Below are 21,025 nucleotides of genomic sequence, written 5' to 3' on the forward strand. Positions count from 1 at the left end.
CTTCGCTCAGGAGCCGATCACGCGGCGGCCGAAACCACCTGCGCCGCGCGGTGCGCCGGACATGGAGTGCGCGGCATGGCCGGGCTGCGGCACCGCGAACACGGTGCGGCGGAAATTCTTCTCGAGCCGTTCGGAAACATAGGTCCACAGCGCCTCGACTTCGGCGGCCGATTTGCTGCGCGGATCGACTTCCATCACGGTGCGGCCATCGATCATCGAAGCGGCGAAATCGGTGCGGTGATGCAGAGTGATCGGCGCGACGGTGCCGTGCTGCGAAAGCGCGACAGCGGCTTCCGATGTGATGCGCGCCTTGGGCGTTGCAGCATTGACCACAAAGATCAGCGGCTTGCCCGCACGCTCGCACAGATCAACTGTAGCACCCACGGCGCGCAGGTCGTGCGGGCTCGGCCGCGTCGGCACGACAATGAGTTCGGCGACCGAGATCACCGACTGGATCGCCATGGTGATCGCGGGCGGGGTATCGATCACCGCCAGCTTGAAGCCCTGCTGGCGCAGAATGGCCAGATCGCTGGCCAGGCGCGCCACGGTGGTCTGCGCGAAAGCGGGGAATTCGGCCTCGCGCTCGTTCCACCAGTCAGACAGCGAACCCTGCGGATCGATGTCGATCAGGACGACGGGGCCGGCGCCCGCGCGCTGCGCCTGCACGGCAAGGTGACCGGACAAGGTCGTCTTGCCGGACCCTCCCTTCTGCGATGCCAAAGCCAATACGCGCACTGTACCCCCCTATGGGCAAGACGAACAAACGGAACGGTCTCTTGCCCGGGGATCGCAGAAGACCCTCAAATTTTGGTTAACATCGCGGCATCCGATGCACGTGATTTTGCGCAAGGCACCCCCTGATCCGGCGCCAAGATGCTGTCTTTTCTGTATTAACCATCTACGCTAATTACCTTAGATGCAGTAGGGCGTGATGAGCATCCGCGGTTGTTCTTGCGCACTGCAATGCAGCACGGCATCGTTAACCCTGCTTTTCAGGCAACGAGTTCCTAGGGAGAATCGACCGGACATGCGCGGATTTGCTCTCCTTGTGGCGGCGACACTCGGCTTCTCGGGCATGATGCAGCCCGCTTCGGCTGCGCCCGCCGCGCAAGGCCTGCCGCAAACGGCGCCGACGCCGCCCGATACGGCCAGCGCGGCGGCGGTGCGGGCCGGAGTGGATGCGTGGTCAGCCGGAAATTACGAAGCGGCGGTAAAAGCCTGGCAGGCCCCTGCTGCCAAGGGCGATGCCGATGCGCTGTTCAACCTCGGTCAGGCCTACAAGCTCGGCCGCGGGGTAAACAAGGATCTCGTCAGGGCTGAGGCCTATTATGGCAAGGCCGCCCGCCTCGGCCACATCGCGGCGGCAGACAACTACGGCATCCTGCTGTTCCAGACGAACCGTCACGAGGCAGCGATGCCCTGGCTGGAGTCCGCCGCAGATCGAGGCGAACCGCGCGCGATGTATGTGCTCGGCATCGCCGCCTACAATGGCGACTATGCGCCCAAGGACTGGGTGCGCGCCTATGCCCTGATGACGCGGGCGGCTGCTGCCGGTCTCGCGCAGGCGACCGGCAGCCTTGCCACGATGAACCAGACGATCCCGCTGGCACAGCGCCAGATGGGCGTCAGCCTCGCCAGCGAGCTGGAACGGAAGGCCGCCGATGCGCGCGGGCGCGAACTCGCCGCAGCAGACCTTGGCGGGCAAGGCGCACCGGTGCGGACGGTGCCTGCGCCAAAGGCCCCGCCGGGCGCCATCGAGAAGGTCGATCTTCCGCCCTCTTCCCACTCCGAACCTTCGGTGGCTTATCTGCCGCCACCGATGGAGCCCGCCGCCACGCCAAAGCCAAAGCCGGTGCCGGTGAAACCCGCTGCGCCAAAGCCCGCGCCGCCCAAACTGGCGCCGGCTGCTGTGGCATCTGCCTCCGGCAATGGGGCCTATCGCATCCAACTCGGTGCGTTCGGGGTGAAGGCCAATGCCGATGCGCTGTGGGCGCGCGTGCGGGGGCGGCCCGAGATTGCCGGCCATGCCCGGCAGGATCTGCCCGGCACAGCGACACGCCTGCTGGCCACCGGCTATTCACAGGACGGCGCGGTGCGCGCCTGCGCCGCGCTCAAGGCCGGGGGTTTCGCCTGCCTCGTGGTGGCGCCCTGACGTCACATGCCCGAAAGGATCGGCGCACTTGATTTCGTGCGCGGGGTTGCCGTGCTCGGCATCCTCGCGATCAACGTGACCGGGTTCTGGGGCCCGCTGCTTGCCACCTTCAGCCCCGCGATGCCCCACTTCGAAAGTGGCGGCGCATTGTGGTTCATCGCTGCCTACGTCCTGTTCGAAGGCAAGATGCGCGGCCTTTTCACGCTGCTGTTCGGGGCAAGCATGATGCTGTTCGCCGATGCGGCGGAGCGGCGCGGTGCCAATCCCGACCTCATGCAAGTGCGCCGCCTGATCCTGCTGATGCTGTTCGGCTATGCACACTACGCGCTGCTGTGGTGGGGGGATATTCTCCTGCCCTATGCGGTTTGCGGCATGCTCGCCTTTGCCTTGCGCCGCCTCGCGCCCGAACCGCTGGCAGCGAGCGCGCTCCTCCTCTTCCTCGCGAGCCATGGGCTTGAAATGATCGGCGATATCGCCGCAATCGCCACCGAAGGCCGCGTGCTGGCGGGCCACGGCTCCCCCGCCGAAGCCGCCGAACAGACCGCGATGATGGGCCGCATCGCCGCCTCGATCGCCGCCGACAACCAAGTGCTCCACGCCCCTTTCCTCGAAGCGGTGCGGCTTCGCCTCACCACTGCTCCGTTCTTCCCGCTCGCGAACCTTGGCGCGACCTTCTTCGAAACCTTCCCGCTCATGCTGCTCGGCATGGCGCTGCTGCGCATGGGGCTGTTCACCGGCGAATGGACGCAAGCCACGCTGCGCCGGATGGCGGTGATCGGCATCGGCGGCGGCGGCACGATGAGCGCCGTGCTGATCGGCTGGGCCGCGCTACACGGGTTCCCGCCCGGCGCGATGTTCGCCATCATGGGCTCGCTCGCCGCGATCCCGCACCTTGCGATGACGCTGGGTTATCTCGCTGCCTTGCTGCTGCTGTGGCCCCGCCTGTATCAGAGCGCTGCCGGCACGCGCCTCGCCGCTGCGGGCCGCTGCGCCTTCACCAACTATCTCGGCACCACTTTCGTGATGAGCGCGCTGTTTGCCGGCTGGGGCTTCGGCCTTGGCGGCGTGCTGCCCCGCGGCGCACTGCCGCTTGTGGTGCTGGCAGGCTGGGCGCTGATGCTCGCGTGGCCGCGCTGGTGGCTCGCCCGCTTCGGGCAAGGCCCGCTCGAGGCGCTGTGGCGCAGGCTTACCTGGCTGGGGGTTCCTCGCTCGCCGATTCCACCTGCGGCCGATGCGGCGTAAGGATCAGCACGCCGTCTTCCACCCGCCAGCCCTTGAGGCGCGTGAGGAAGTTCATCCCCAGCACGTTTGGCCCGCCCTCCGCTGGCATGACGATGGCATCGAGATCGCGCGCCACCACTGATCCGAAACGCAGTTCATCGATCCGTGCGGGAGACGCGGTGACGCTGCCGTTCGCGGTTTCCACCGACGCTTGCGGGCGCATCATATCGGGCTCGACCCCCGCTGCCGCCGCCACATCGCCCGAAAGCGCCGTCACCGTAGCGCCGGTATCGACCATCAGCCGCAGCGGCACCCCGTTGAGCTGCGCCTTGATCCAGTAGTGCCCATCGGCGGCGAGCGGAATGCGCGTCTCCCCGCCTGATACGGTCTGAGCCGGCCCGCCGATGCTGTGGAGCGCCGCATCGAAGCTGGGGTCCATCCGCACGAAGCGCATGACCGCGAGGGCGAACACCGCCAGCATCAGCAGGTTGCCCGCAAAGCGCACCGCCCCGCCGATCCTCCCCCCGCGCGAGGCCAGCGCACCGCCCACGGCCACCAGCGCAAGCGCCGCACAGGTCGCGGCAAACAGCGGCGAAAGCTGCCCCAGCCAAGGGGCACCCCGCTCCAGCCAGGCATAAATCTGCGTCATGCGGAACCCATTACCCACGCGAACCTTTCATCATGCTGAAACCCGTCCTAACCACCAATGCGCTGCGGCCATCACGGCCTCGCCCCGGGCACCCCATGCACCTTTCCATCACGACCCTTATGACCTGGCACTGCGCAGAGCCGACTGACAGCCTTCTCCAGATCGAAGCCGCCGCGACGGCCGACCAGCGGCTCCTCGCGAGCACGCTCGATAGCACACCTGCGGGCCATTTTTCGCGTGTGCCCGCGCAGGACGGGATTGGCGAACGGATCTGGCTGCATCAGGAAGGCGATTGCACGGTGACCTATGCGGCTCAGGTCGAGGTGCTGGGCCGCCCGGTGCCGCTGGAAACGCTCGCCGCGCTGCCACCGCACCGCCTGCCGGGCGAGACGGTACCCTATCTGATGGACTCGCGCTATTGCCCGGCCAACCGCTTCTCACCATTCGTTGACGAGGAATTTGCCGCGTTCGAAGGCGGCGCGAAAGTGGCGGCGATGCGCGACTGGATCGCGGCGCACTTTCGCTATGTGCCCGGCGTGAGCAATGCCTCGACCACCGCGATCGACAGCTTTGTCGAGCGGCGCGGGGTGTGCCGGGATTATGCGCATACGCTGATCTGCTTCGCCCGTGCCGCCGCAATCCCGGCGCGCTTTGCCAGCGGATACGGGGCCTGGGTCAAGCCTCAGGATTTCCACGCGGTGGCGGAAGTGTGGCTGGCGAATGCGGAAGGCGCGGGGGGCTGGCATATGGTTGATCCGACCGGCATGGCCGACGCCGCCTCGTTCGCGCGGATCGCGGTGGGCCGCGATGCGGCGGACACCAGTTTCCTCACCAGCTTCGGCCAGGCCGATCTGCGCCAGCTGGCGATCGAAGTGCGCGCAGTAACGGCAGGTTAACCACACTCCTTAAGGGCGGCAGCCTGCGCCGTCCCTAGGCGGGACGCGGCTGGAATGGCGCTCGCCAACCCCTTCGTTTACGCTATTTGGGGACGCGAAAGGAGCGTTGTCCCAGATGCCTGCGTCGTCGTCCGCCAAGAGCCTGATCGATCTGCTGCGCTCCCGCTGGGTCAGCGCGCCGCTCGGCTTCATCGCGATGTCGCTCGCCTCGCTGCTCGCATTCCATGTTGGCAAGGACGTGGCGCAGGTTCTGTTCGGCGGATCGCAGGCCGAAGCCCATGTCGCCGCCGCCCCGGCAACTGCGCCGCTGGCCAAGCCCGCCACGCTCGCCCCCGCACCGGCTCCCGCAAACAGCGCTTTCGTCGTCAAGTCGATCCTCAAGATCGATGAACCGATCAAGTTCGGCCAATATTTCTGGGACGAACGCGCCGCCGCGACCGGACCTGTCGTCGTCACCGTCGATCTTGAGGCGCGCACGATCTCGGTCTTCCGCGATGGCCACGAAATCGGCGCTGCCGCCATCCTCAAGGGCTATGGCAACAAGCCCACCCCCACCGGCGTGTTCCCGATCAGCGAGAAGGACGCCGACCACGTCTCCAGCATCTACGATGCGCCGATGCCCTGGATGCTGCGCCTCACCAATGACGGCGTCTCGATCCACGGTAGCAAGGTCGAACGCGGCTATGCCACCAACGGCTGCATTGGCGTGCCCGATGGCTTCGCCAAGCGCCTGTTTGGCGTTGCCACCCTGGGTGACAAGGTGATCATCACCGATGGCAAGCGCCTCGGCGTTGGCCAACCGATCATCGAGAACCAGGCCGCTGCGCCGACCGGCCCCTCCGTCGCCGCGAGCCGCGATTCTTGATCTGAATCGTTTTTCTCCTGTCCCAGCAGGTCCATGAGGGCCATGGACGGGTTAAGGAGAAAGCGCATGCGACCCCACGATGAACGCCACCTTGTCAGCCGGATCGGCTGGCTGCGCGCCGCCGTGCTCGGCGCCAACGACGGGATCGTCTCTACCGCCAGCCTGATCCTCGGCGTCGCCGCCTCGGGCGCGGAACGGCAGGCGCTGCTGGTCGCAGGCGCAGCCGGCCTTGTCGCGGGCGCGATGTCGATGGCGGCGGGGGAATATGTCTCGGTCTCCAGCCAATCCGATACCGAAACCGCCGACCTGGCGCGCGAACGCGCCGAACTCGCTGCCGATCCGGCGAGCGAACAGAACGAACTTGCCGCGATCTACGAGGCGCGCGGCGTCGATCCGGTGACCGCGAAGGAAGTCGCCCGCCAGATGATGGCCAAGGACGCACTTGGCGCCCACGCGCGCGACGAACTGCACCTCAATGAAACGACCGCCGCGCAGCCCGTTCTCGCCGCGATGGCCTCTGCGGCCATGTTCACAGGCGGCGCATTCCTGCCGCTGCTGCTGGCCGCATTCCTGCCGCTGGGGCTCATGGTGACCGGCACGGCCGCCGGTTCGATCCTGTTCCTCGCGCTCCTCGGCGCGTTCGGCGCGCGCGCGGGCGGCGCGGCGATGGGGAGACCGGTGCTGCGCGTCGTCGTGTGGGGCGCGCTCGCCATGGCGATCACGGCGGGGATCGGCCGATTGGTGGGCACGGCTGTCTAGGTGGCAGGAACACTCGACCTTACCGGCTTCGCGCTCGCGGTCCTGCTCATCGAGCTGACCCCGGGCCCCAACATGGCATGGCTCGCCGGCCTCGCCGCGACTGAAGGCAGGCGCAGCGGCCTCTCCGCCGTCGCTGGCGTCGCGCTGGGCCTCCTTGCCAACGGGGTGCTCGCCGCACTCGGCCTCGCGACCTTGCTCACCGCCATGCCCGCGCTGCTCCACGGCCTGCGCATCGCCGGGGCGGCGATGATGGTCTGGCTCGCGATCGAGGCCTGGCGCGGCGCGGAGAAGGCCCCGCCGCCCACCGCCACGCGCCGCGCCTTCGCCACCGGCGCGCTGCTCAATCTGCTCAACCCGAAGGCCTACCTGTTCTTCGTGGTCGTCGCGCCGGAGTTCCTCGGCGGCCGCACGCTTGGCCTCACCGAAGCGTTGACCCTTGCGCTTGTCAGCACCGGCATCGCCACCGCGATCCACCTCGCCATCGTGCTCGCTGGCAGCCACGCGCAGGCCTGGCTGGCAGACCCCGCACGCACCAAGTGGGTGCGGCGGGGCTTTGCCGTGGTGATGCTGGGCGTTGCGGCCTCGTTTCTGGCGATCAAATCAGGCTAGGCCACAACACCTCCTCACCTTCGCCACGTGCTCGACACGAGGTTGGGCTCTTCTTCCAGCGCCGCGCCCGAAAAGGAAGCCAAGGCCCGTGTCAAGCACGGGCCGACGGGGAGTAGCGGGTGGGTTAGCGGTGCCTTAGCGGGGCGCCATGCGGATGCCGCCATCCAGCCGGATCGCCTGCGCGTTGAAGTAGGAATTGCGCACCAGCTCCATCGCAAGGCTGGCGAACTCTTCCGGCAGGCCAAGCCGCTTGGGGAACGGCACCGAAGCGTTGAGCCCTGCGCGCACCTTCTCTGGCACGCGGCCCAGAAGAGGCGTATCGAAAATGCCCGGCAGGATCGCGTTGACGCGGATGCCAAGGTCCATCAGATCGCGCGCCATCGGCAGCACGAGGCCGACCACGCCCGCCTTCAGCGAACCATAAGCCACCTGCCCGATCTGCGCATCCTGCGCCGCGACCGAACCTGTCAGGATGATCGTCCCGCGCTCGCCGTCCCCTTCAAGCGGCTCGGCATGCGCCATGCCCAGCGCCGAAAGGCTCGCCACCCGGTAGCTGGCGATCAGCACGCCGTTTGCGGCAAAGGCATAGTCCTCGGTCGAAAGGCGGGTGAACTCGCCAGTTTCCTTGTTGCGGCCCACGGTCTTGCCCTTGCGGTGCACCACTGCGCAGTGGACGGTGATCCGCTCCTGCCCATGCGCCCCGCGCGCCTTGGCAAAGCCTTCGACCACCGATTCCTCGCTCGTGATATCGACATGGCAGAACAGCCCGCCAATCGCCTTGGCCACTTCCTCGCCCGCCTCAGCGTTCACATCAAAGATGGCAACTTTCGCGCCCGCAGCCGCCAGCGCATAGGCAGTCGCCCGCCCCAGACCCGAAGCCGCGCCAGTCACGACGGCAGCCATACCCTGTTCGATCTTCATGGCATCGTTCTCCTTTAACCGCGCGATTAAGCCGCTGTGGGAGACGGTGCAAGTATCACAACCGCTAAAAGCCCTCTCCCCTTCAGGGGAGAGGGTTGGGAGAGGGGAATGGCGGGCTTGGCCGCGCAGTCGTTGACTCGCTGAAGGCCCAGTGCCCGGATACGCCCCATTCTCCCCGCTCGTCATTGCGAGCGCAGCGACGCAATCCAGAACCGCGCAGAACCGCCCTGGATTGCTTCGCTGCGCTCGCAATGACGAAGCAAGGTGAAGCGTTTACGGCACATGCTGGTTCGGGAATGCACTGGGCCGCCAAGACAATTTTGAATGACGAATTGCGCCCAATTGCAGACATTGTTGCGCGCGCTGTATGCTAGGCCGATGAAAACAATCGCCCAACCGATTGATCGATTCTGGATAGCTCCTTTTGTCCTCGACGGTGAGTTGCTGGGCGTGGGCGAATGGCGGTTTGAGGACCTGTCTTCTCGCTGGATCGAGGTCTGCACGTCTCTCATCGAACATTACGGCCCGGTCTTCGATGAGCATCTTCAAGGGCCACTTAGCCACATTCGTATTCGGTGCACGGCTACCGGTAGTGGAGCTATGGTTATCCTCTATGCCCACGATTTAGCCGCCTCATCGTCCGTAGTCGTGTTAGGAACGGCACCTGCTGCTGAGGCTCAAATGTTGGCGATGTTCGCCGAGAATATTTGCGCTTCAACCCTGCGCTATCAAGTGTCGGGTTTAAGCAAACCTTTCGATGAAATGACCACACTGCCTCAACGTCCAATAGCCATGGTCGTGCCTTGGGCACAGTCTTCGATTTCGGAGCAAGACCACGATCTTGTAACTGAGCTTACGCGGCATCTCGCCGCCGCGCTCATACTAAAACTAAGCGAATGACTGCGTCCCACCAATTCCGGCGATCAACCGCAAATCGCGCGCCCCCCCCCTAAAGCACATCAAACTCATCCCCCAGCGCCGCCCGCAGCTTATCCAGCGCCTGCGCCTTCAGCTGGTGCACGCGCGGCACGCTGACGGAGAGGACCTCCGCGATCTCCGCAAGGTTCAGCTCCTCCACAAAATAGAGTTGGATCACCATCTGCAGCCGCTCCGGCAGGCCTGAAATCGCCGCCACCACCGCCCCGCGCGTCTGCTCGTCGGCCAGCAGTTCGAAGCTGTCGGGCCGGTCGTCGGCGAAGGCCATGTCGCTGTCCGTATAGGTATCGTCGATGGGCTCGAAGCGCATCGGCTCGCTCGCGGCGCGCAGTTCGCCGAGCGCGGCGGTGGTCATGCCCATTGCTTCGGCCAGTTCGTCCTCGCTCGGCGGGCGGCCCAGCGTGGTTGTAAGCGCCTGCGCCGAGCCTGCCAGCAGGCGCCGCCGGTCGCTGGCGCTGCGCGAGAGCGGGGTGGAGCGCCGCACCAGATCGACCATCGCGCCGCGTACGCGCAGCTTGGCATAGGCGGCAAAGCCGTCCTCGGTCGGCGCGCTATGCTTCTGCGCGCATTCGGTGAGCGCGACGAGCCCGGCTTGCACCAGATCATCGATCTCGATCCCGGCGCGGCCCGATCCGTGAACGTGCCAGGCAAGGCGGCGCACCATTGGCAGGAAGCGGCGGATGCGGTCCGCCGTGCCGCCCTGATAGGCGCGCGCGGCGGCAAAGCTGCGGTGGTCGTGGCTCATGCGGCAAGATCCTGTGGGGGATGTGCGGATGGGTCTTCAGCGGCGCCCACCACTTCGATCACTTCGATCGGCTGGCTGGGCGGCAGTTCGGAAATCGAAAGCACCGCGCAATGCGGCGCGCGGCTGCGCAGCAGCGCGGAAAGCGCGCGGCGGGCGCGCGGCTGGACGATGAGGGCAACGGGCGCGGCGGCTGGCCCCCGCTCCGCGATGATCGCGGCGATCCGCTCGCCGATGGAGCGCGCCAGATCAGGCTCGATCACCGGCTGCCCGGTGACGGGATCGTGCATCCCGCCCACGATCATCTGCTCCAGCCCGCCATCGAGCGTCAGCACTGCAAGCCGCTCGCCCGGCCCGCAGATGCGCGCCACCAACAGCCCGCCCAGATCGGCGCGGACAAGGTCCACCAGCCGCTCGTGATCGGTCGTCTGCAGCACCGCTTCGGCGAGCGCGGACAGGATCGGCAGCGGGTGCGCGATGCTCACCCCGTCTTCCAGCAGCGCATGCAGCAGCCGGGTCATCGCCCCCAGCGTGATCGGCGCGGGATGCACCGTCTCGACCAGCCCCGGCGAACGCTCGCGCACGCCTTCGAGGATCGCGCGCACTTCATCCGGCCCGAGCAGCGCCTGCGAGCGTTCGCCCAAAAGCTGGTTGAGATGCGTCGCGACGACCGTGGAGGCATCGACGGTGAGGAATCCCTCGGCAATCGCGTGGTCGCGCTGGCCAGGTTCGATCCACAGCGCGGGGCAGCCGAAGCTGGGATCGGTGGTCGCCTCGCCGCGCAAGCTGTGATCGGGATTGGCCTCGCCCGCATCAATGGCGAGGACCTTCTCGGCCTTGATGCTCGCCCCGCCCAGCGCCACGCCGCCCAGCACGATGCGATAGGCATCGGGCATCAGATCGAGGCTATCGCGCACGCGGAATTGCGGCACCACGAAGCCGAAGCTCTGCGAGAGCTGCTTGCGCACTCCGGTGATGCGCGCCACCAGCGGCGCACCGCGCTTCTCGTCGACCAGATGGACTAGGCCGTAGCCCAGCTCGATCGTCACCAGCGTGTGGTCGGATACCTCCTCCAGCGTGATCTTCGCCGGGTCCACCGCTTCCACAACCACCGGCGGCGGCACGGCAAGACGCGCCTCGCGCTTCTTCAGGCTCCACCAGATATATCCGGCCAAGCCGGCAGCGGGCAGGAACACCATCTGCGGCATAGCCGGGATCGTCCCGATGGCGCCCATGATCACCGCAACCGGCAGCCAGGTGCCGGGCGCGGCAAACTGGCCGCCGATCTGGCCGGCAAGATCGCGCGTATCCGAAACGCGGGTCACGATCACAGCAGCGGCGATGGAGAGCAGCAGCGAAGGCACCTGTGCCACCAGCGCATCGCCCACCGCGAGGGTGATATAGCGCTGCGCTGCTTCCTGCGCGGTCAGCCCGTGGCTCAGCATGCCAAGGCAGAAACCGGCGATGATATTGACCCCAAGGATCAGCAGCGCGGCGACCGCATCGCCCTTCACGAACTTGCTGGCACCATCCATCGAGCCATAGAAATCGGCCTCGGTCGCCACTTCCCGCCGCCGCGCCTTGGCTTCGTCGGCGGTGAGCAGGCCTGCCGCGAGGTCGGCGTCGATGGCCATCTGCTTGCCGGGCAAGGCATCGAGGGTGAAGCGCGCCGAAACTTCCGAAACGCGGCCCGCGCCCTTGGTCACCACCATCAGGTTGATGATCATCAGGATCATGAACACGAACAGCCCGACCGCGAAATTGCCGCCGATCAGGAACTCGCCGAAGCTTTCGATCACATGCCCCGCCGCCGCGCCGCCTTCGTGCCCGCGCACCAGCACGATGCGGGTGGAGGCGACATTGAGCGCGAGACGCAGCAGCGTCGCGAAGAGCAGCACCGAGGGGAACGAGGAGAAGTCGAGCGGCTTCAGCGCATTCATCGCCGCCATCAGGATCGCGACCGAAAGCGCGATATTGAGCACGAAGAACCCGTCGAGCAGGAACGAGGGGATCGGCATGATCATCAGCGCGATCAGGATCAGGATGCCGCCGGGAAGCGCCAGCGCGCCGGGCTGGCCGAAGCGTTTCAGCATGGCCGGTCAGATCCCCAGGCTGCGCAGCTGGCCATAGGCCGCGCGGACATGGGCGGGAGCCGCGCCCGGCTGCGCAAGCGCGAAAGCCTCGCGCAAGGTATCGGCCATCGAGCGCGTTTGCGGGCCATTTGCCGCATCGAACGCCTGCTGGATCGGCCCGCCGCGCGGTGCTTCGGATGCGGTGGCATAGGCGGGCAGCGGGCCATCCGGCGCGTTCATCGCCGCTGTCATCCGCCCGCGCAGCAGGTCCATCACCTCGCCCACCGAACGCGCGCCGGCAGGCCCGAAGAAGATGCCCCGGTTGGCCGCCGCCGCCTTGGGCAGCAGCGCTGCCGCGCTCTGCGCCGGGTTGCTCTCCAGTGCGCCGAGGAACCGCCCGGCTCCTTCCGCGCCGAGAAAGTGCGCCAGATAGAGTTCGCTTGCATCGGGATCGCGGCCGAGCATGCCGGAGAGGAAATCGCGATTGTCATTGGCAAGCTGCCCCGCCATCAGCGCGGAAAGTTCGGGGTCGGAGCGCAGCGCAAGGAGCTGCGCGCGCGAGGACGCATCGCTCCCGCCGGAAATCCCCAGCGCAGCGCCATGCTTGTCGAGCATCGAAAGCCAGGTCTGGCCGGTGAACTGGTAGAGCCCCGCCGCGCTCGAAGTCGCCGCGCGCGCCTGCGGATCGAGCCCGGATTCGAGCCGGGCCTGCGCCATGAGATAGGAGAAGTCGGTGCCGGTCGCCGCCGCCGCACGCGCAATCGCGCCCCTCACATCGGGCGCGGGACGCGGCACTGGCGTTGTGGCAATCGTCGAAGGCTCGCTCACTTGGGTCCCTTTCCGCACTGCCGTCACACGGCAGCCGGAAGGTCTTAAGCAAGCTGCGTGCCAAATCAGCGCGCGCGGATGATCCGCGCATGGGGCGCCTGCGCACGGTAGAGCGCCGGCTGGCCAGTCAGCGCATCCAGCCGCGCCGAAACGTTGGCCGCAATCAGGTTGCGCACGCGGCGATTGGCCTCGTTCACGCGGCGCGCGGCTTCCAGCAGGCCCCGGCATTCCTCGTCGATCGCCTCGGGCGCGGTCGTGTCGAGGCGTCCGCACAGAGCGTTCTTGTCCACCGCGCAGCCCATGATTGCGTCGACGTCGAGCCCGGCAAGCGCCTGCCGCTCGTCCTCCAGAACGGCCAGCATCTGCCGCAAGGTATCGCGCAGATCGATCGGACGACGGATCGGCTGCACCGTATCGACAACTGCACTCACTTGGGGCTCCTCAGCAGCATCCCGGCCGCAATCATCGCATCGGCTATCTTGGTCGGGAGCACGGGGTATGTACCGGTCTCGATGGCATGGCGGATCGTCGAGACCCGCTCCTGGTCGACCGGGGCAGCGCCCGCCTTCACCGCATCGCTGGTTTCCACCTGCGGCGCAGCTGCGGCGGCAGCCGATGCCGGTGCCCTGGGGCTTTCAGCCGTGGCTTCGGTCTGGACGGGCTTGCTGCCGGTCCCAACACTAGTGACCTGCCCTGCAACTGGCACCGCGCTGACCGGGCGCGCTGCACCGATTTCAAAGGATGACATGGTCCGCTCCTCGCGTTTCCTGCAAACCAGAACGGCCGTTGCAGGGAGAGTTTAAGCGGGGGCGGAAAAATTTTGCAGGATGCGGCAGCAAGCGGCAGCGCTTCGCCGCCTCGGCCCTCAATCCACCGGCAGCTCGACCAGCCCCGGCCGCACCACCCGGGCGCGCAGCGGATCGGCCTTGGCTGCGGTGCGCACGCGAATCCACGCGCCCACCGCACCGGCTTCGAGCGCCTCGCCCGGCTGCGAGACGGTGAAGCCATCGCCCTGCACGCTCACCGTCACGCCCTCGCCGCGCATCACGGCCATGGCTGCGGGCGCCGCCGTCGGCACCGCCCGCGCCGCGCTTACCGGCACGAAAACGCGCCAGCCGCCTGCGTCGGGGCAACGCACCAGCACGCTCGTTTCCGCCGAGCCATACCAGGACAGCGCCAACGGAGCGCTGCACGCCGCCAGCCGCAGCCGCCGGTCCACCGGCTGCGCCGCGCCGCCCGGCACGCCGATCTGCTGCCCGGTAAAGGCTGCAACCGCCATGTCGATCGCAGCAAGGTCGGTGAGCGGTGCCGCGAGCGCCGGAAGCGGGGCCAGCATCAATGCGGCAAGGAGAGCAGGTCGAAGAGCGGCCATCGCAGAGGGCTTTCGCAAGAGGGAGCAAGGCCCCCATCGCTGCAATCATCATGCCACCTCACTCCGCATCATAGGCCAGCACGACGCTTGCGCCGTCCTCGCCGCCCGGTTCGATCACGATCCGTGCCCCCGCGCCGCGCGCACCCGCCTTGGCCATCAGCGCTTCGGCCCGCGCCAGCGCTGCCCGCTCGTGACCCGGCACATGGCGCACGAGGATTGAAACCCTCAGCCGAGGGTCGCGCGCCTGCTGCGCCAGCCATTCGGTGAGGCCGGGCGATCCCGGCCCATCGCGCCACACGCCGACTGGCTCACCGCGCGCAGACGGCGCAGGCGGGCGCAGCTGGGGCACCGGCTTCGGACCGTTCGGCAGCAGCGGCCCATCGGGCGCATTGGCCAGCGCGGCCGCCGTCATCATGAACAGGATCAGCGCCAGATCGGCGAGGATCGTCTGCCACGGCATCGCAATCGGCGCGCGATAAAGCCCGTGCGGTGGTGCAGTCATGGCACCTCGCGCAAGTAGGCGCGCCTGGCTGCGCCGCCACCCGCCTGCACCGGCGGACAAGCCGGGGCGAACTTCGCGATCAGCCAGTCGGCGATCTCGCGCCGCGCCGCTTCCTCCGCTTCGACCCGACGCTCCACCGCGCGCGAGAGCGGCGCAAGCACCAGATTGCCGAGCAAGAGGCCATAAAGCGTGGTGAGAACCGCCATCGAGATCGCGCCCATGAAGGCCCCGCGCGCGAGGCCCTCGGCCGGCAGCTGGCTGAGCGAAACGAGCGTTCCGGCGAGGCCGAACACCGGGGACAGCTCCGCCCCCAGTGCCAGCGTGCGCACGGCGCGCAGCGCGCATGCCACGCGGGTTTCGCGCGCGGCATCATCGCTGCTCACGAAGGCGGCAAGGCTGCGGGTCTGGATGAGCGCGGCCAGCGCCGCATCGATCGCGCCATCGCCGCTTGGCCTCAGGCTTGTCCGCAGCAAGCCCTCGCGCTCGGCCTGCGCGACCGTCGGCGCGAGCGCGCCGCGCACCAGATCGCCGCGAAAGCGTGGTCGCTGCAGCGCGCCCAGCGCCGCCAGCGCGGCCTGGCAATCCGCCACGCCGCTGCGCAGGGCGGTCGCCCCCAGCGTTCCGCCGATGACAATACCCGCCGCCACGGGGTCGAGCATATGCGCCAAGTCCATCGCTGCCTGCCTCGCTCCTTCGCCATCCCAGAACGGCAGCCCGCGTCCGGACTTCAGAGCGAGGGGAAGCATTTTGCCGCCACCCGGCAAGCGCTTGCCGGTCAGGCACCGGCTGCCCCCGCCAACCGCCAGCATTTGCGCGGTTGGCACGCCCCTTGCTGATCCCATGGCAGGAAAAACCGTCTTCTAGGCCACAGACCATGAGCGACACTCTCTTCGGCATCCACGGCGCGGCGCTGACCTTGCGCTCGCAGCGCATGGGCCTCCTCGCCTCCAACCTCGCGAACGCGGGCACCCCCGGCTACAAGGCCAGGGACATCGATTTCACCGCCGCGCTGAAGGCGCGCACCGGCGGCGCAAGCGAGACCCAGGCCCTGTCGGCCGCCACGCGCTACCGCATGCCGGTCATGCCCAGCCTCGATGGCAACACGGTCGAGATGGCCACCGAGCAGACCGCCTTCGCCGAAAACGCAGTGGGCTATTCCGCCACGCTCTCCTTCATTCGTGGCCGGGTCGAAACGCTGACCCGCGCGATCAAGGGCGAATGACGATGGCAGCAAGCGGTCAGCCCCTCTCGCTGTTCGACGTCACCGCGCGCGCCATGTCGGCGCAGCTCGTGCGGATGAACGCCTCGGCCTCCAACCTTGCCAATGCCGGCAATGTCGCCGCCAGCCAGGACGCGGCCTATCGGCCCTTGCGTCCGGTGTTCGCAGAGGAACTGGACCGCTCGAGCGGCCTCGCCACCGTGCGCGTTGCGGGCGTCTACCGCAGCGATGCCGCCCCGGTGCGCATGCACGATCCCGATCACCCGCTCGCCGATGCCAACGGCGATGTCTGGGAAGCTCCAGTCGATGAGAACGCCGAGCTGGTCGAGATGATGGAAAGCGCCCGCCAGTACCAGAACGTGGTCGAGGCCATGCAGACCGCCAAGCAGCTGATGCTCGAAACGATGAGGATGAAGTGATGACAGCCGTGAACCCCTACGCCGCCGCAAGTGCGACCACCTCCGCCGCCAAAGCCACCACGACCACTGCCAAGAACTCGTGGGGCTCATTGGGCGCCAACGATTTCATCAAGCTGCTCACCGCGCAGCTGCAGAACCAGGACCCGACCGCGCCGGTCGACAACAGCCAGATGATCGCCCAGCTCGCCCAATTCTCCAGCCTTTCGGCGGCGAACAGCACCAGCGACACGCTGAAATCGATCGAAGGCAAGCTCGACAAGCTCAGCGGCCTGAAGCTCTGACCCTGCCAACCGAAAGGACCCTGTAAATGTCGTTCTACACCTCGCTCAACGGCCTCAAGAACGCCCAGACGGATCTCGGCGTGATCAGCAACAACATCGCCAATGCCGAAACCAACGGGTTCAAGAAGAGCAGCGTCGCCTTCTCCGATATCGTCGCGGGCAGCGCCTTCACCAATCCCAAGCTTCTGATCGGCATCGGTGCCACGGTTGAGGCGATCAACCAGAACTTCAAGCAGGGCCCGGTCGAGCAGACCGGCAACGCGCTCGATCTCGTCGTGAGCGGTGACGGCTTCTTCACCACCACCTCGGCGGTCTCGGGCGATACGCTCTACACCCGCAACGGCAGCTTCGAGATTGACGAGAATGGCTATCTCGTGCGCGGCAATAGCAACCGCCTGCAGGCCTTCCCCACCGACGCCGCCGGGGCCGTTACCAGCACCACCCCTGGATCGGTGCAGATTCCGGCCGCCAACACCGCAGGCGCGCAATTTGCCGGCGTCGCTGTCGGCAAGAACGGCGTGATCACGGCCTCTTACGCCGATGGTAGCAACGTTGCAGTCGGCAAGCTCGCGCTTGCCACGTTCCTCGCACCGGGCGGCCTTCGCCAGGAAGGCTCGGCGAGCTGGAGCGCCACCGGCATTTCCGGCACCGCCACCTATGGCGAACCTGATTCGGGCTTCTACGGCGGCATCCTTTCGGGCGCGCTCGAACGCTCGAACGTCGATCTCTCGGAGGAACTGGTCGGCCTGATCACCGCGCAGCGCAATTTCCAGGCCAATGCCAAGGCGATCGATACCGCCACGCAGATCTCGCAGACCATCATCAACCTGCGCACCTGAGGCTGATCTGAAATGGACCGCCTGATCTACACCGCCTACTCCGGCCTCACCGGCTCGATGGTCACGCAAGCGGTGATCGCCAGCAACATGGCCAACGCGCAGACCATCGGCTTTCGCGCCGAGATGCTGAACGCCGATCCGATGACGCTGAAAGGCCCCAGCATCGAAGCGCGCGCGATGACGCGCGGCGAAGTGCGCGGCGCCAGCATGAAGCAGGGCGCGGTGATCGAGACGGGCAATCCGCTCGACGTCGCGCTCACGGGCCGCACCATGCTGGCCGTGCAGGGCGCGGACGGCGAGGAAGCCTATACCCGGCGCGGCGATCTTGCGGTCGATGCCACCGGCGTGCTCACCAATGGCGATGGCCGTCCGGTTGTCGGCGATGCGGGGCCGGTCACCGTGCCGCCCGGCGCGAAGATCACCATCGCTCCCGATGGCCGCGTGCTGGCCGCCTTGCCCGAAGCACCCGACCAGCCGCCGCAGGAAGTCGGCCGCCTCAAGCTCGTCAGCACCGCTGGCTCGCGCATCGAGAAGGGGCTCGACGGCCTCTTCCGTGTGCCCGGTGGCGGCGCGCTTCCGGCGGATGAGGAAGCCCGCCTCCAGCCCGGCAGCCTCGAGCAGTCCAATGTCGAGCCTACCCGCGTCCTCGTTGAAATGGTCGAGGCGCAGCGCCTGTTCGACATGCGCACCAAGCTCATCTCCACCGCGCGCGAGCTCGATGAAGGCGGCGCCGGCCTCATGCGCCTCACCTGATAGCCCCCGCAAAACCAAGGACCTGACCCAATGCCTTCTTCCGCCCTTCACGTCGCCCGCACCGGCCTCGAAGCCCAGGACACGCGGATGCGCGTGATCGCCAACAATCTCGCGAACGTCGGCACCACCGCCTTCAAGCGCGATCGCGCCAACTTCGCGACGATGGCCTATCAGGATGCGCGCACCGCCGGGCAGCAGTCCTCGGGCGAGACCGCCTATGCCACCGGGCTCAATCTCGGCACCGGTGTCGGCATCCAGTCGACCACGCGGATCGCCACGCAGGGCCAGCTGCAAACAACCAGCAACGCGCTGGATCTCGCGCTCGATGGCGAAGGCTATTTCCAGGTCACGCTGCCGGGCGGCCAGCTCGCCTATACCCGCGCGGGCAATTTCAGCCGCTCCGCCGAAGGCCAGCTCGTCACCGCGCAAGGCTATGTCGTGCAGCCGCCAGTCACGATCCCCGAAGGCGCGGGCTCGATCACCATTGCGCCCGATGGCACTGTCTCGGCCACGTTGCCCGGCGCGGCGGAACCCTCGCAGCTCGGCCAGATCACCATCGCCAGCTTCGCCAATCCGGCGGGCCTTGCGGCGGGCGGCGACAACTTCCTCACCGAAACCGCCGCCAGCGGCGCCGCGCAGATCGGCGTGGCCGGCGAAGTCGGCCGCGGGCGCATCCGGCAGGGCTTCCTCGAAAGCTCGAACGTCAATGTCGTCGAGGAACTGGTCGACATGATCGAGACCCAGCGCGCCTATGAGGTCAATTCCAAGATGATCTCGGCGGTCGACGAAATGCTCAAGAACGCCAACCAGACTCTCTGACGGACAACCTCATCATGATGGACTCTCCCTTCGAAGCTGCCTTCCGCGCGTCTGTCGATGGCAAGCCGCTCGGCCTGCGCCTGCTGGTGTGCCTGCTGGTGCCGCCCGCCGTGGTGATCGCCGCCATCGCACCCGCCAGCCACGCGCATGGCCGCCCCACGCGCCCGGCCGAAGGCTTCGCCCCCGCGCTGCCCCAGGCGCCCGCACCGCGCCCGGCAGACGGTGCGATCTTCAACGTTTCGACCGGCTATATCGGTCTCGTCGAGGGCCGCCGCGCGCATGCCGTGGGCGATCCGCTGACGATCATCCTCACCGAAAACCTCAATGCGTCGAAGACCGCCGCTTCGAAGACACAGAAGAACGGCGCCTTCAACGTGGTCCCGCCCAGCGCCGGGCCGCTGTCCTTCCTCGATCCCAACGCCCTTAAAGCTTCGGGCGGTTCGTCGTTCAACGGACAGGGGAATGCCACGCAGACGAGCACGCTCGGCGGTGAGGTATCCGTCACCATCGCCGAAGTCCGCCCCAATGGCACGGCGCTCGTTGTAGGGGAAAAGCGCTTGCTGCTGAGCCAGGGCCAGGAATGGGTGCAAGTTTCCGGCATCGTCCGCCTCGGCGATATCGATGCGGACAACCGCGTGCGCTCCACGCAGGTTGCCGATGCGCGCGTGACCTACACCGGCAACGGCTCGATCGGCCGCGCCAGCCGCGAAGGCTGGCTGTCGAAGTTCTTCAGCGTGATCAATCCGTTCTGACCATGGCGCGCGCCTCGCTCCTTCGCGGCCTCGCAGCCCTCCTCGCGGCATTGCTCCTCGCCCCCGTCCCTGCGCATGCAGACCGCGTGCGCGATCTCGGCGCGTTCCAGGGCGTGCGCACCAACCAGCTCACCGGCTACGGCGTCGTCGTCGGCCTGCCCGGCACGGGTGACGACAACCTCGAATACATCACGCAGGCGATGCGCGGCGTTTCGGGCCGCCTTGGCGTGCAGCTGCCACAGGGCATCTCCCCCGGCCTCAAGAACGCCGCCGCCGTGATGATCACCGCCGATCTCCCCGCCTTTGCCAAGCCCGGCCAGCGCATCGACGTCACCATCTCGACCATCGGCAAGGCCAAGTCCTTGCGCGGCGGCGCGCTGATCCTCGCCCCGCTCTACGGCGCGGACGGGCAGATCTACGCGATGGCGCAAGGCAACCTTGCCGTCGGCGGCCTCGGCATCACCGGCAAGGATGGCAGCCAGCTCACCGTCAACGTCCCCACCGTGGGCCGCATCGCTGAAGGCGCCAGCGTCGAACGCGCGGTCGCCACCGGCTTCGACAGCGGCGACGTGCTGCGCTGGAACCTGTTCAATGCCGATTTCCTCACCGCCAGCCGCGTGCGCGATGCGGTCAACGCGCGCTTCCCCGGCGCCGCCACGGTGGAGGATGGCATCACCCTCGCCATCCGCCTCCCCGCGGCGACCGATACCCGCGCGACGATGATGGCCTCCATCGAGATGATCGAGGTCCAGCCGGCCGAAACCGCCGCCAAGGTCATCGTCAACAGCCGCACCGGCACGGTCGTGATCAATTCAGCCGTCCGCCTTTCCCCCGCCGCGATCAGCCACGGCAAGCTCGTCGTGAAGATCGACGAGAAGCCGCAGGTTTCGCAGCCCGGCCCCCTCAGCCGCGGCCAGACCGTGGTCACCCCCGCAAGCCAGATCAACGCCGAGGAAGGCCAGGCCCACGTCGCGCTGTTCAAGCCCGGCGCCTCGCTCTCCAGCCTCGTCGATGCGCTCAACAAGCTCGGCGTTACCCCGTCCGATCTCGTCGCCATTCTCGAGGCGCTCAAGCAGGCTGGCGCGCTGCGCGCCGAGATGGAAGTGATATGAGCCCGCTCACACCTGTCACCGCGCCCCAACCGGCCTCCGCCACTGACCACGCTGCGCTCAAGAAGGCGGCGCAGGGCTTCGAGGCGATCTTCGTGCGCCAGATGCTCGCCGCCGCGCGCTCCACCAGCCTCGCTGGCAAGGACGACCTGTTCGGCGGCCAGGCGCAGCAAACCTTCGCCTCGATGCGCGACGAACGCTTCGCGGACATCGCCGCGCAGACCGGCGCCTTCGGCCTCGCCAAGCAGCTCGAAGCGCAGTTCGCGCGCCTGCTGCCGTCTACGAATCCGGCCGGAAAGGACTAAGCCAG

The 21,025-nt window shown here is 67.4% G+C and carries 27 protein-coding genes; 16 read left to right on the plus strand and 11 right to left on the minus strand.

Annotated elements, in window-relative coordinates:
• Positions 1-6: 6 nt before the first annotated feature.
• Complete coding sequence (locus ACODS2_RS07175; RefSeq protein WP_488998194.1) at positions 7-735, minus strand: AAA family ATPase; 729 nt, start codon at positions 733-735, stop codon at positions 7-9.
• A 292-nt stretch (positions 736-1,027) separates the two neighbouring features.
• Between ACODS2_RS07175 and ACODS2_RS07180 the strand changes: the two genes are divergently transcribed.
• Positions 1,028-2,152: an SPOR domain-containing protein gene (locus ACODS2_RS07180; RefSeq protein ID WP_488998195.1), complete on the plus strand. Its 1,125-nt coding sequence runs from the start codon at positions 1,028-1,030 to the stop codon at positions 2,150-2,152.
• Between the two features lie 6 nt (positions 2,153-2,158).
• A complete protein-coding gene (locus ACODS2_RS07185) occupies positions 2,159-3,394 on the plus strand; it encodes a DUF418 domain-containing protein (RefSeq protein WP_488998196.1) in 1,236 nt (411 codons plus the stop codon).
• Here ACODS2_RS07185 and ACODS2_RS07190 read toward each other — a convergent pair.
• Entirely contained in the window at positions 3,339-4,022 is a 684-nt protein-coding gene (locus ACODS2_RS07190; RefSeq protein WP_488998197.1) for a retropepsin-like aspartic protease family protein, read from the minus strand. The genes ACODS2_RS07185 and ACODS2_RS07190 overlap by 56 nt on opposite strands.
• 95 nt (positions 4,023-4,117) lie before the next feature.
• Here ACODS2_RS07190 and ACODS2_RS07195 point away from each other — a divergent pair, with 95 nt between their 5' ends.
• The 4 genes from ACODS2_RS07195 to ACODS2_RS07210 all read left to right on the plus strand — a co-directional run bounded on the left by ACODS2_RS07195 (position 4,118) and on the right by ACODS2_RS07210 (position 7,151).
• The gene (locus ACODS2_RS07195) at positions 4,118-4,918 is read left to right on the plus strand and encodes a transglutaminase-like domain-containing protein (RefSeq protein WP_488998198.1); all 801 of its coding nucleotides are present in this window, start codon (positions 4,118-4,120) and stop codon (positions 4,916-4,918) included.
• A gap of 115 nt (positions 4,919-5,033) precedes the next feature.
• On the plus strand, positions 5,034-5,783 hold the full coding sequence (locus tag ACODS2_RS07200; RefSeq protein WP_488998199.1) for a L,D-transpeptidase family protein: 750 nt from the start codon (positions 5,034-5,036) through the stop codon (positions 5,781-5,783).
• Positions 5,784-5,849: 66 nt separating this feature from the next.
• Positions 5,850-6,542, plus strand: coding sequence for a VIT1/CCC1 transporter family protein (locus tag ACODS2_RS07205; protein ID WP_488998200.1), 693 nt, complete (start codon positions 5,850-5,852; stop codon positions 6,540-6,542).
• Entirely contained in the window at positions 6,543-7,151 is a 609-nt protein-coding gene (locus ACODS2_RS07210; RefSeq protein WP_488998201.1) for a LysE family translocator, read from the plus strand.
• 135 nt (positions 7,152-7,286) lie between these two features.
• On the opposite strand, the gene ACODS2_RS07215 is transcribed toward ACODS2_RS07210, so the two are convergent.
• Positions 7,287-8,072, minus strand: coding sequence for an SDR family oxidoreductase (locus ACODS2_RS07215; protein ID WP_488998202.1), 786 nt, complete (start codon positions 8,070-8,072; stop codon positions 7,287-7,289).
• 378 nt (positions 8,073-8,450) lie between these two features.
• Here ACODS2_RS07215 and ACODS2_RS07220 point away from each other — a divergent pair, with 378 nt between their 5' ends.
• Positions 8,451-8,972 (plus strand): hypothetical protein, encoded by a 522-nt coding sequence (locus ACODS2_RS07220; RefSeq protein WP_488998203.1) that lies wholly within the window; start codon positions 8,451-8,453, stop codon positions 8,970-8,972.
• Positions 8,973-9,021: 49 nt separating this feature from the next.
• Here the strand turns inward: ACODS2_RS07220 and ACODS2_RS07225 are convergent, their stop codons facing one another.
• The 8 genes from ACODS2_RS07225 to ACODS2_RS07260 all read right to left on the minus strand — a co-directional run bounded on the left by ACODS2_RS07225 (position 9,022) and on the right by ACODS2_RS07260 (position 15,198).
• A complete protein-coding gene (locus ACODS2_RS07225; RefSeq protein ID WP_488998204.1) occupies positions 9,022-9,753 on the minus strand; it encodes a sigma-70 family RNA polymerase sigma factor in 732 nt (243 codons plus the stop codon).
• Positions 9,750-11,843 carry a flagellar biosynthesis protein FlhA gene (locus tag ACODS2_RS07230; protein WP_488998205.1) on the minus strand — a complete coding sequence of 698 codons (2,094 nt, stop codon included), beginning with the start codon at positions 11,841-11,843 and terminating at the stop codon, positions 9,750-9,752. Before ACODS2_RS07230 ends, ACODS2_RS07225 begins: the two co-directional genes overlap by 4 nt.
• Positions 11,844-11,849: 6 nt before the next feature.
• Positions 11,850-12,650, minus strand: coding sequence for a lysozyme family protein (locus ACODS2_RS07235; RefSeq protein ID WP_488998206.1), 801 nt, complete (start codon positions 12,648-12,650; stop codon positions 11,850-11,852).
• A gap of 65 nt (positions 12,651-12,715) precedes the next feature.
• Entirely contained in the window at positions 12,716-13,081 is a 366-nt protein-coding gene (locus tag ACODS2_RS07240) for a flagellar protein FlgN (protein ID WP_421836987.1), read from the minus strand.
• On the minus strand, positions 13,078-13,398 hold the full coding sequence (gene flgM / locus ACODS2_RS07245; protein ID WP_488998207.1) for a flagellar biosynthesis anti-sigma factor FlgM: 321 nt from the start codon (positions 13,396-13,398) through the stop codon (positions 13,078-13,080). The genes ACODS2_RS07240 and flgM overlap by 4 nt, the downstream gene beginning before the upstream one ends.
• Before the next feature lie 117 nt (positions 13,399-13,515).
• On the minus strand, positions 13,516-13,986 hold the full coding sequence (locus ACODS2_RS07250; protein WP_488998208.1) for a flagella basal body P-ring formation protein FlgA: 471 nt from the start codon (positions 13,984-13,986) through the stop codon (positions 13,516-13,518).
• A gap of 94 nt (positions 13,987-14,080) precedes the next feature.
• Positions 14,081-14,524 (minus strand): hypothetical protein, encoded by a 444-nt coding sequence (locus ACODS2_RS07255; RefSeq protein WP_488998209.1) that lies wholly within the window; start codon positions 14,522-14,524, stop codon positions 14,081-14,083.
• Positions 14,521-15,198, minus strand: coding sequence for a MotA/TolQ/ExbB proton channel family protein (locus tag ACODS2_RS07260; protein WP_488998210.1), 678 nt, complete (start codon positions 15,196-15,198; stop codon positions 14,521-14,523). The genes ACODS2_RS07255 and ACODS2_RS07260 overlap by 4 nt, the downstream gene beginning before the upstream one ends.
• A gap of 200 nt (positions 15,199-15,398) precedes the next feature.
• Here ACODS2_RS07260 and flgB point away from each other — a divergent pair, with 200 nt between their 5' ends.
• Genes flgB through ACODS2_RS07305 form a run of 9 tightly spaced genes read left to right on the plus strand, consistent with a single transcriptional unit; the run spans position 15,399 to position 21,020 of the window.
• Complete coding sequence (gene flgB, locus ACODS2_RS07265) at positions 15,399-15,746, plus strand: flagellar basal body rod protein FlgB (RefSeq protein ID WP_488998211.1); 348 nt, start codon at positions 15,399-15,401, stop codon at positions 15,744-15,746.
• Between the two features lie 2 nt (positions 15,747-15,748).
• A complete protein-coding gene (flgC, locus tag ACODS2_RS07270; protein WP_488998212.1) occupies positions 15,749-16,162 on the plus strand; it encodes a flagellar basal body rod protein FlgC in 414 nt (137 codons plus the stop codon).
• A complete protein-coding gene (locus ACODS2_RS07275) occupies positions 16,162-16,443 on the plus strand; it encodes a flagellar hook assembly protein FlgD (RefSeq protein WP_488998213.1) in 282 nt (93 codons plus the stop codon). The genes flgC and ACODS2_RS07275 overlap by 1 nt, the downstream gene beginning before the upstream one ends.
• A gap of 26 nt (positions 16,444-16,469) precedes the next feature.
• Positions 16,470-17,282: a flagellar hook-basal body complex protein gene (locus ACODS2_RS07280; RefSeq protein ID WP_298166835.1), complete on the plus strand. Its 813-nt coding sequence runs from the start codon at positions 16,470-16,472 to the stop codon at positions 17,280-17,282.
• Positions 17,283-17,294: 12 nt separating this feature from the next.
• Positions 17,295-18,035, plus strand: a complete 741-nt coding sequence (locus tag ACODS2_RS07285) for a flagellar basal body rod protein FlgF (RefSeq protein ID WP_488998214.1) — start codon at positions 17,295-17,297, stop codon at positions 18,033-18,035.
• Between the two features lie 30 nt (positions 18,036-18,065).
• Entirely contained in the window at positions 18,066-18,854 is a 789-nt protein-coding gene (gene flgG, locus ACODS2_RS07290; protein ID WP_488998215.1) for a flagellar basal-body rod protein FlgG, read from the plus strand.
• 14 nt (positions 18,855-18,868) lie between these two features.
• Entirely contained in the window at positions 18,869-19,606 is a 738-nt protein-coding gene (locus ACODS2_RS07295) for a flagellar basal body L-ring protein FlgH (RefSeq protein ID WP_488998216.1), read from the plus strand.
• Between the two features lie 2 nt (positions 19,607-19,608).
• Positions 19,609-20,718, plus strand: a complete 1,110-nt coding sequence (locus tag ACODS2_RS07300) for a flagellar basal body P-ring protein FlgI (RefSeq protein WP_488998217.1) — start codon at positions 19,609-19,611, stop codon at positions 20,716-20,718.
• The gene (locus ACODS2_RS07305; protein ID WP_488998218.1) at positions 20,715-21,020 is read left to right on the plus strand and encodes a rod-binding protein; all 306 of its coding nucleotides are present in this window, start codon (positions 20,715-20,717) and stop codon (positions 21,018-21,020) included. Before ACODS2_RS07300 ends, ACODS2_RS07305 begins: the two co-directional genes overlap by 4 nt.
• The last annotated feature ends 5 nt before the right edge of the window (positions 21,021-21,025 follow it).

The organism is Novosphingobium sp. FG137 (assembly GCF_057809735.1).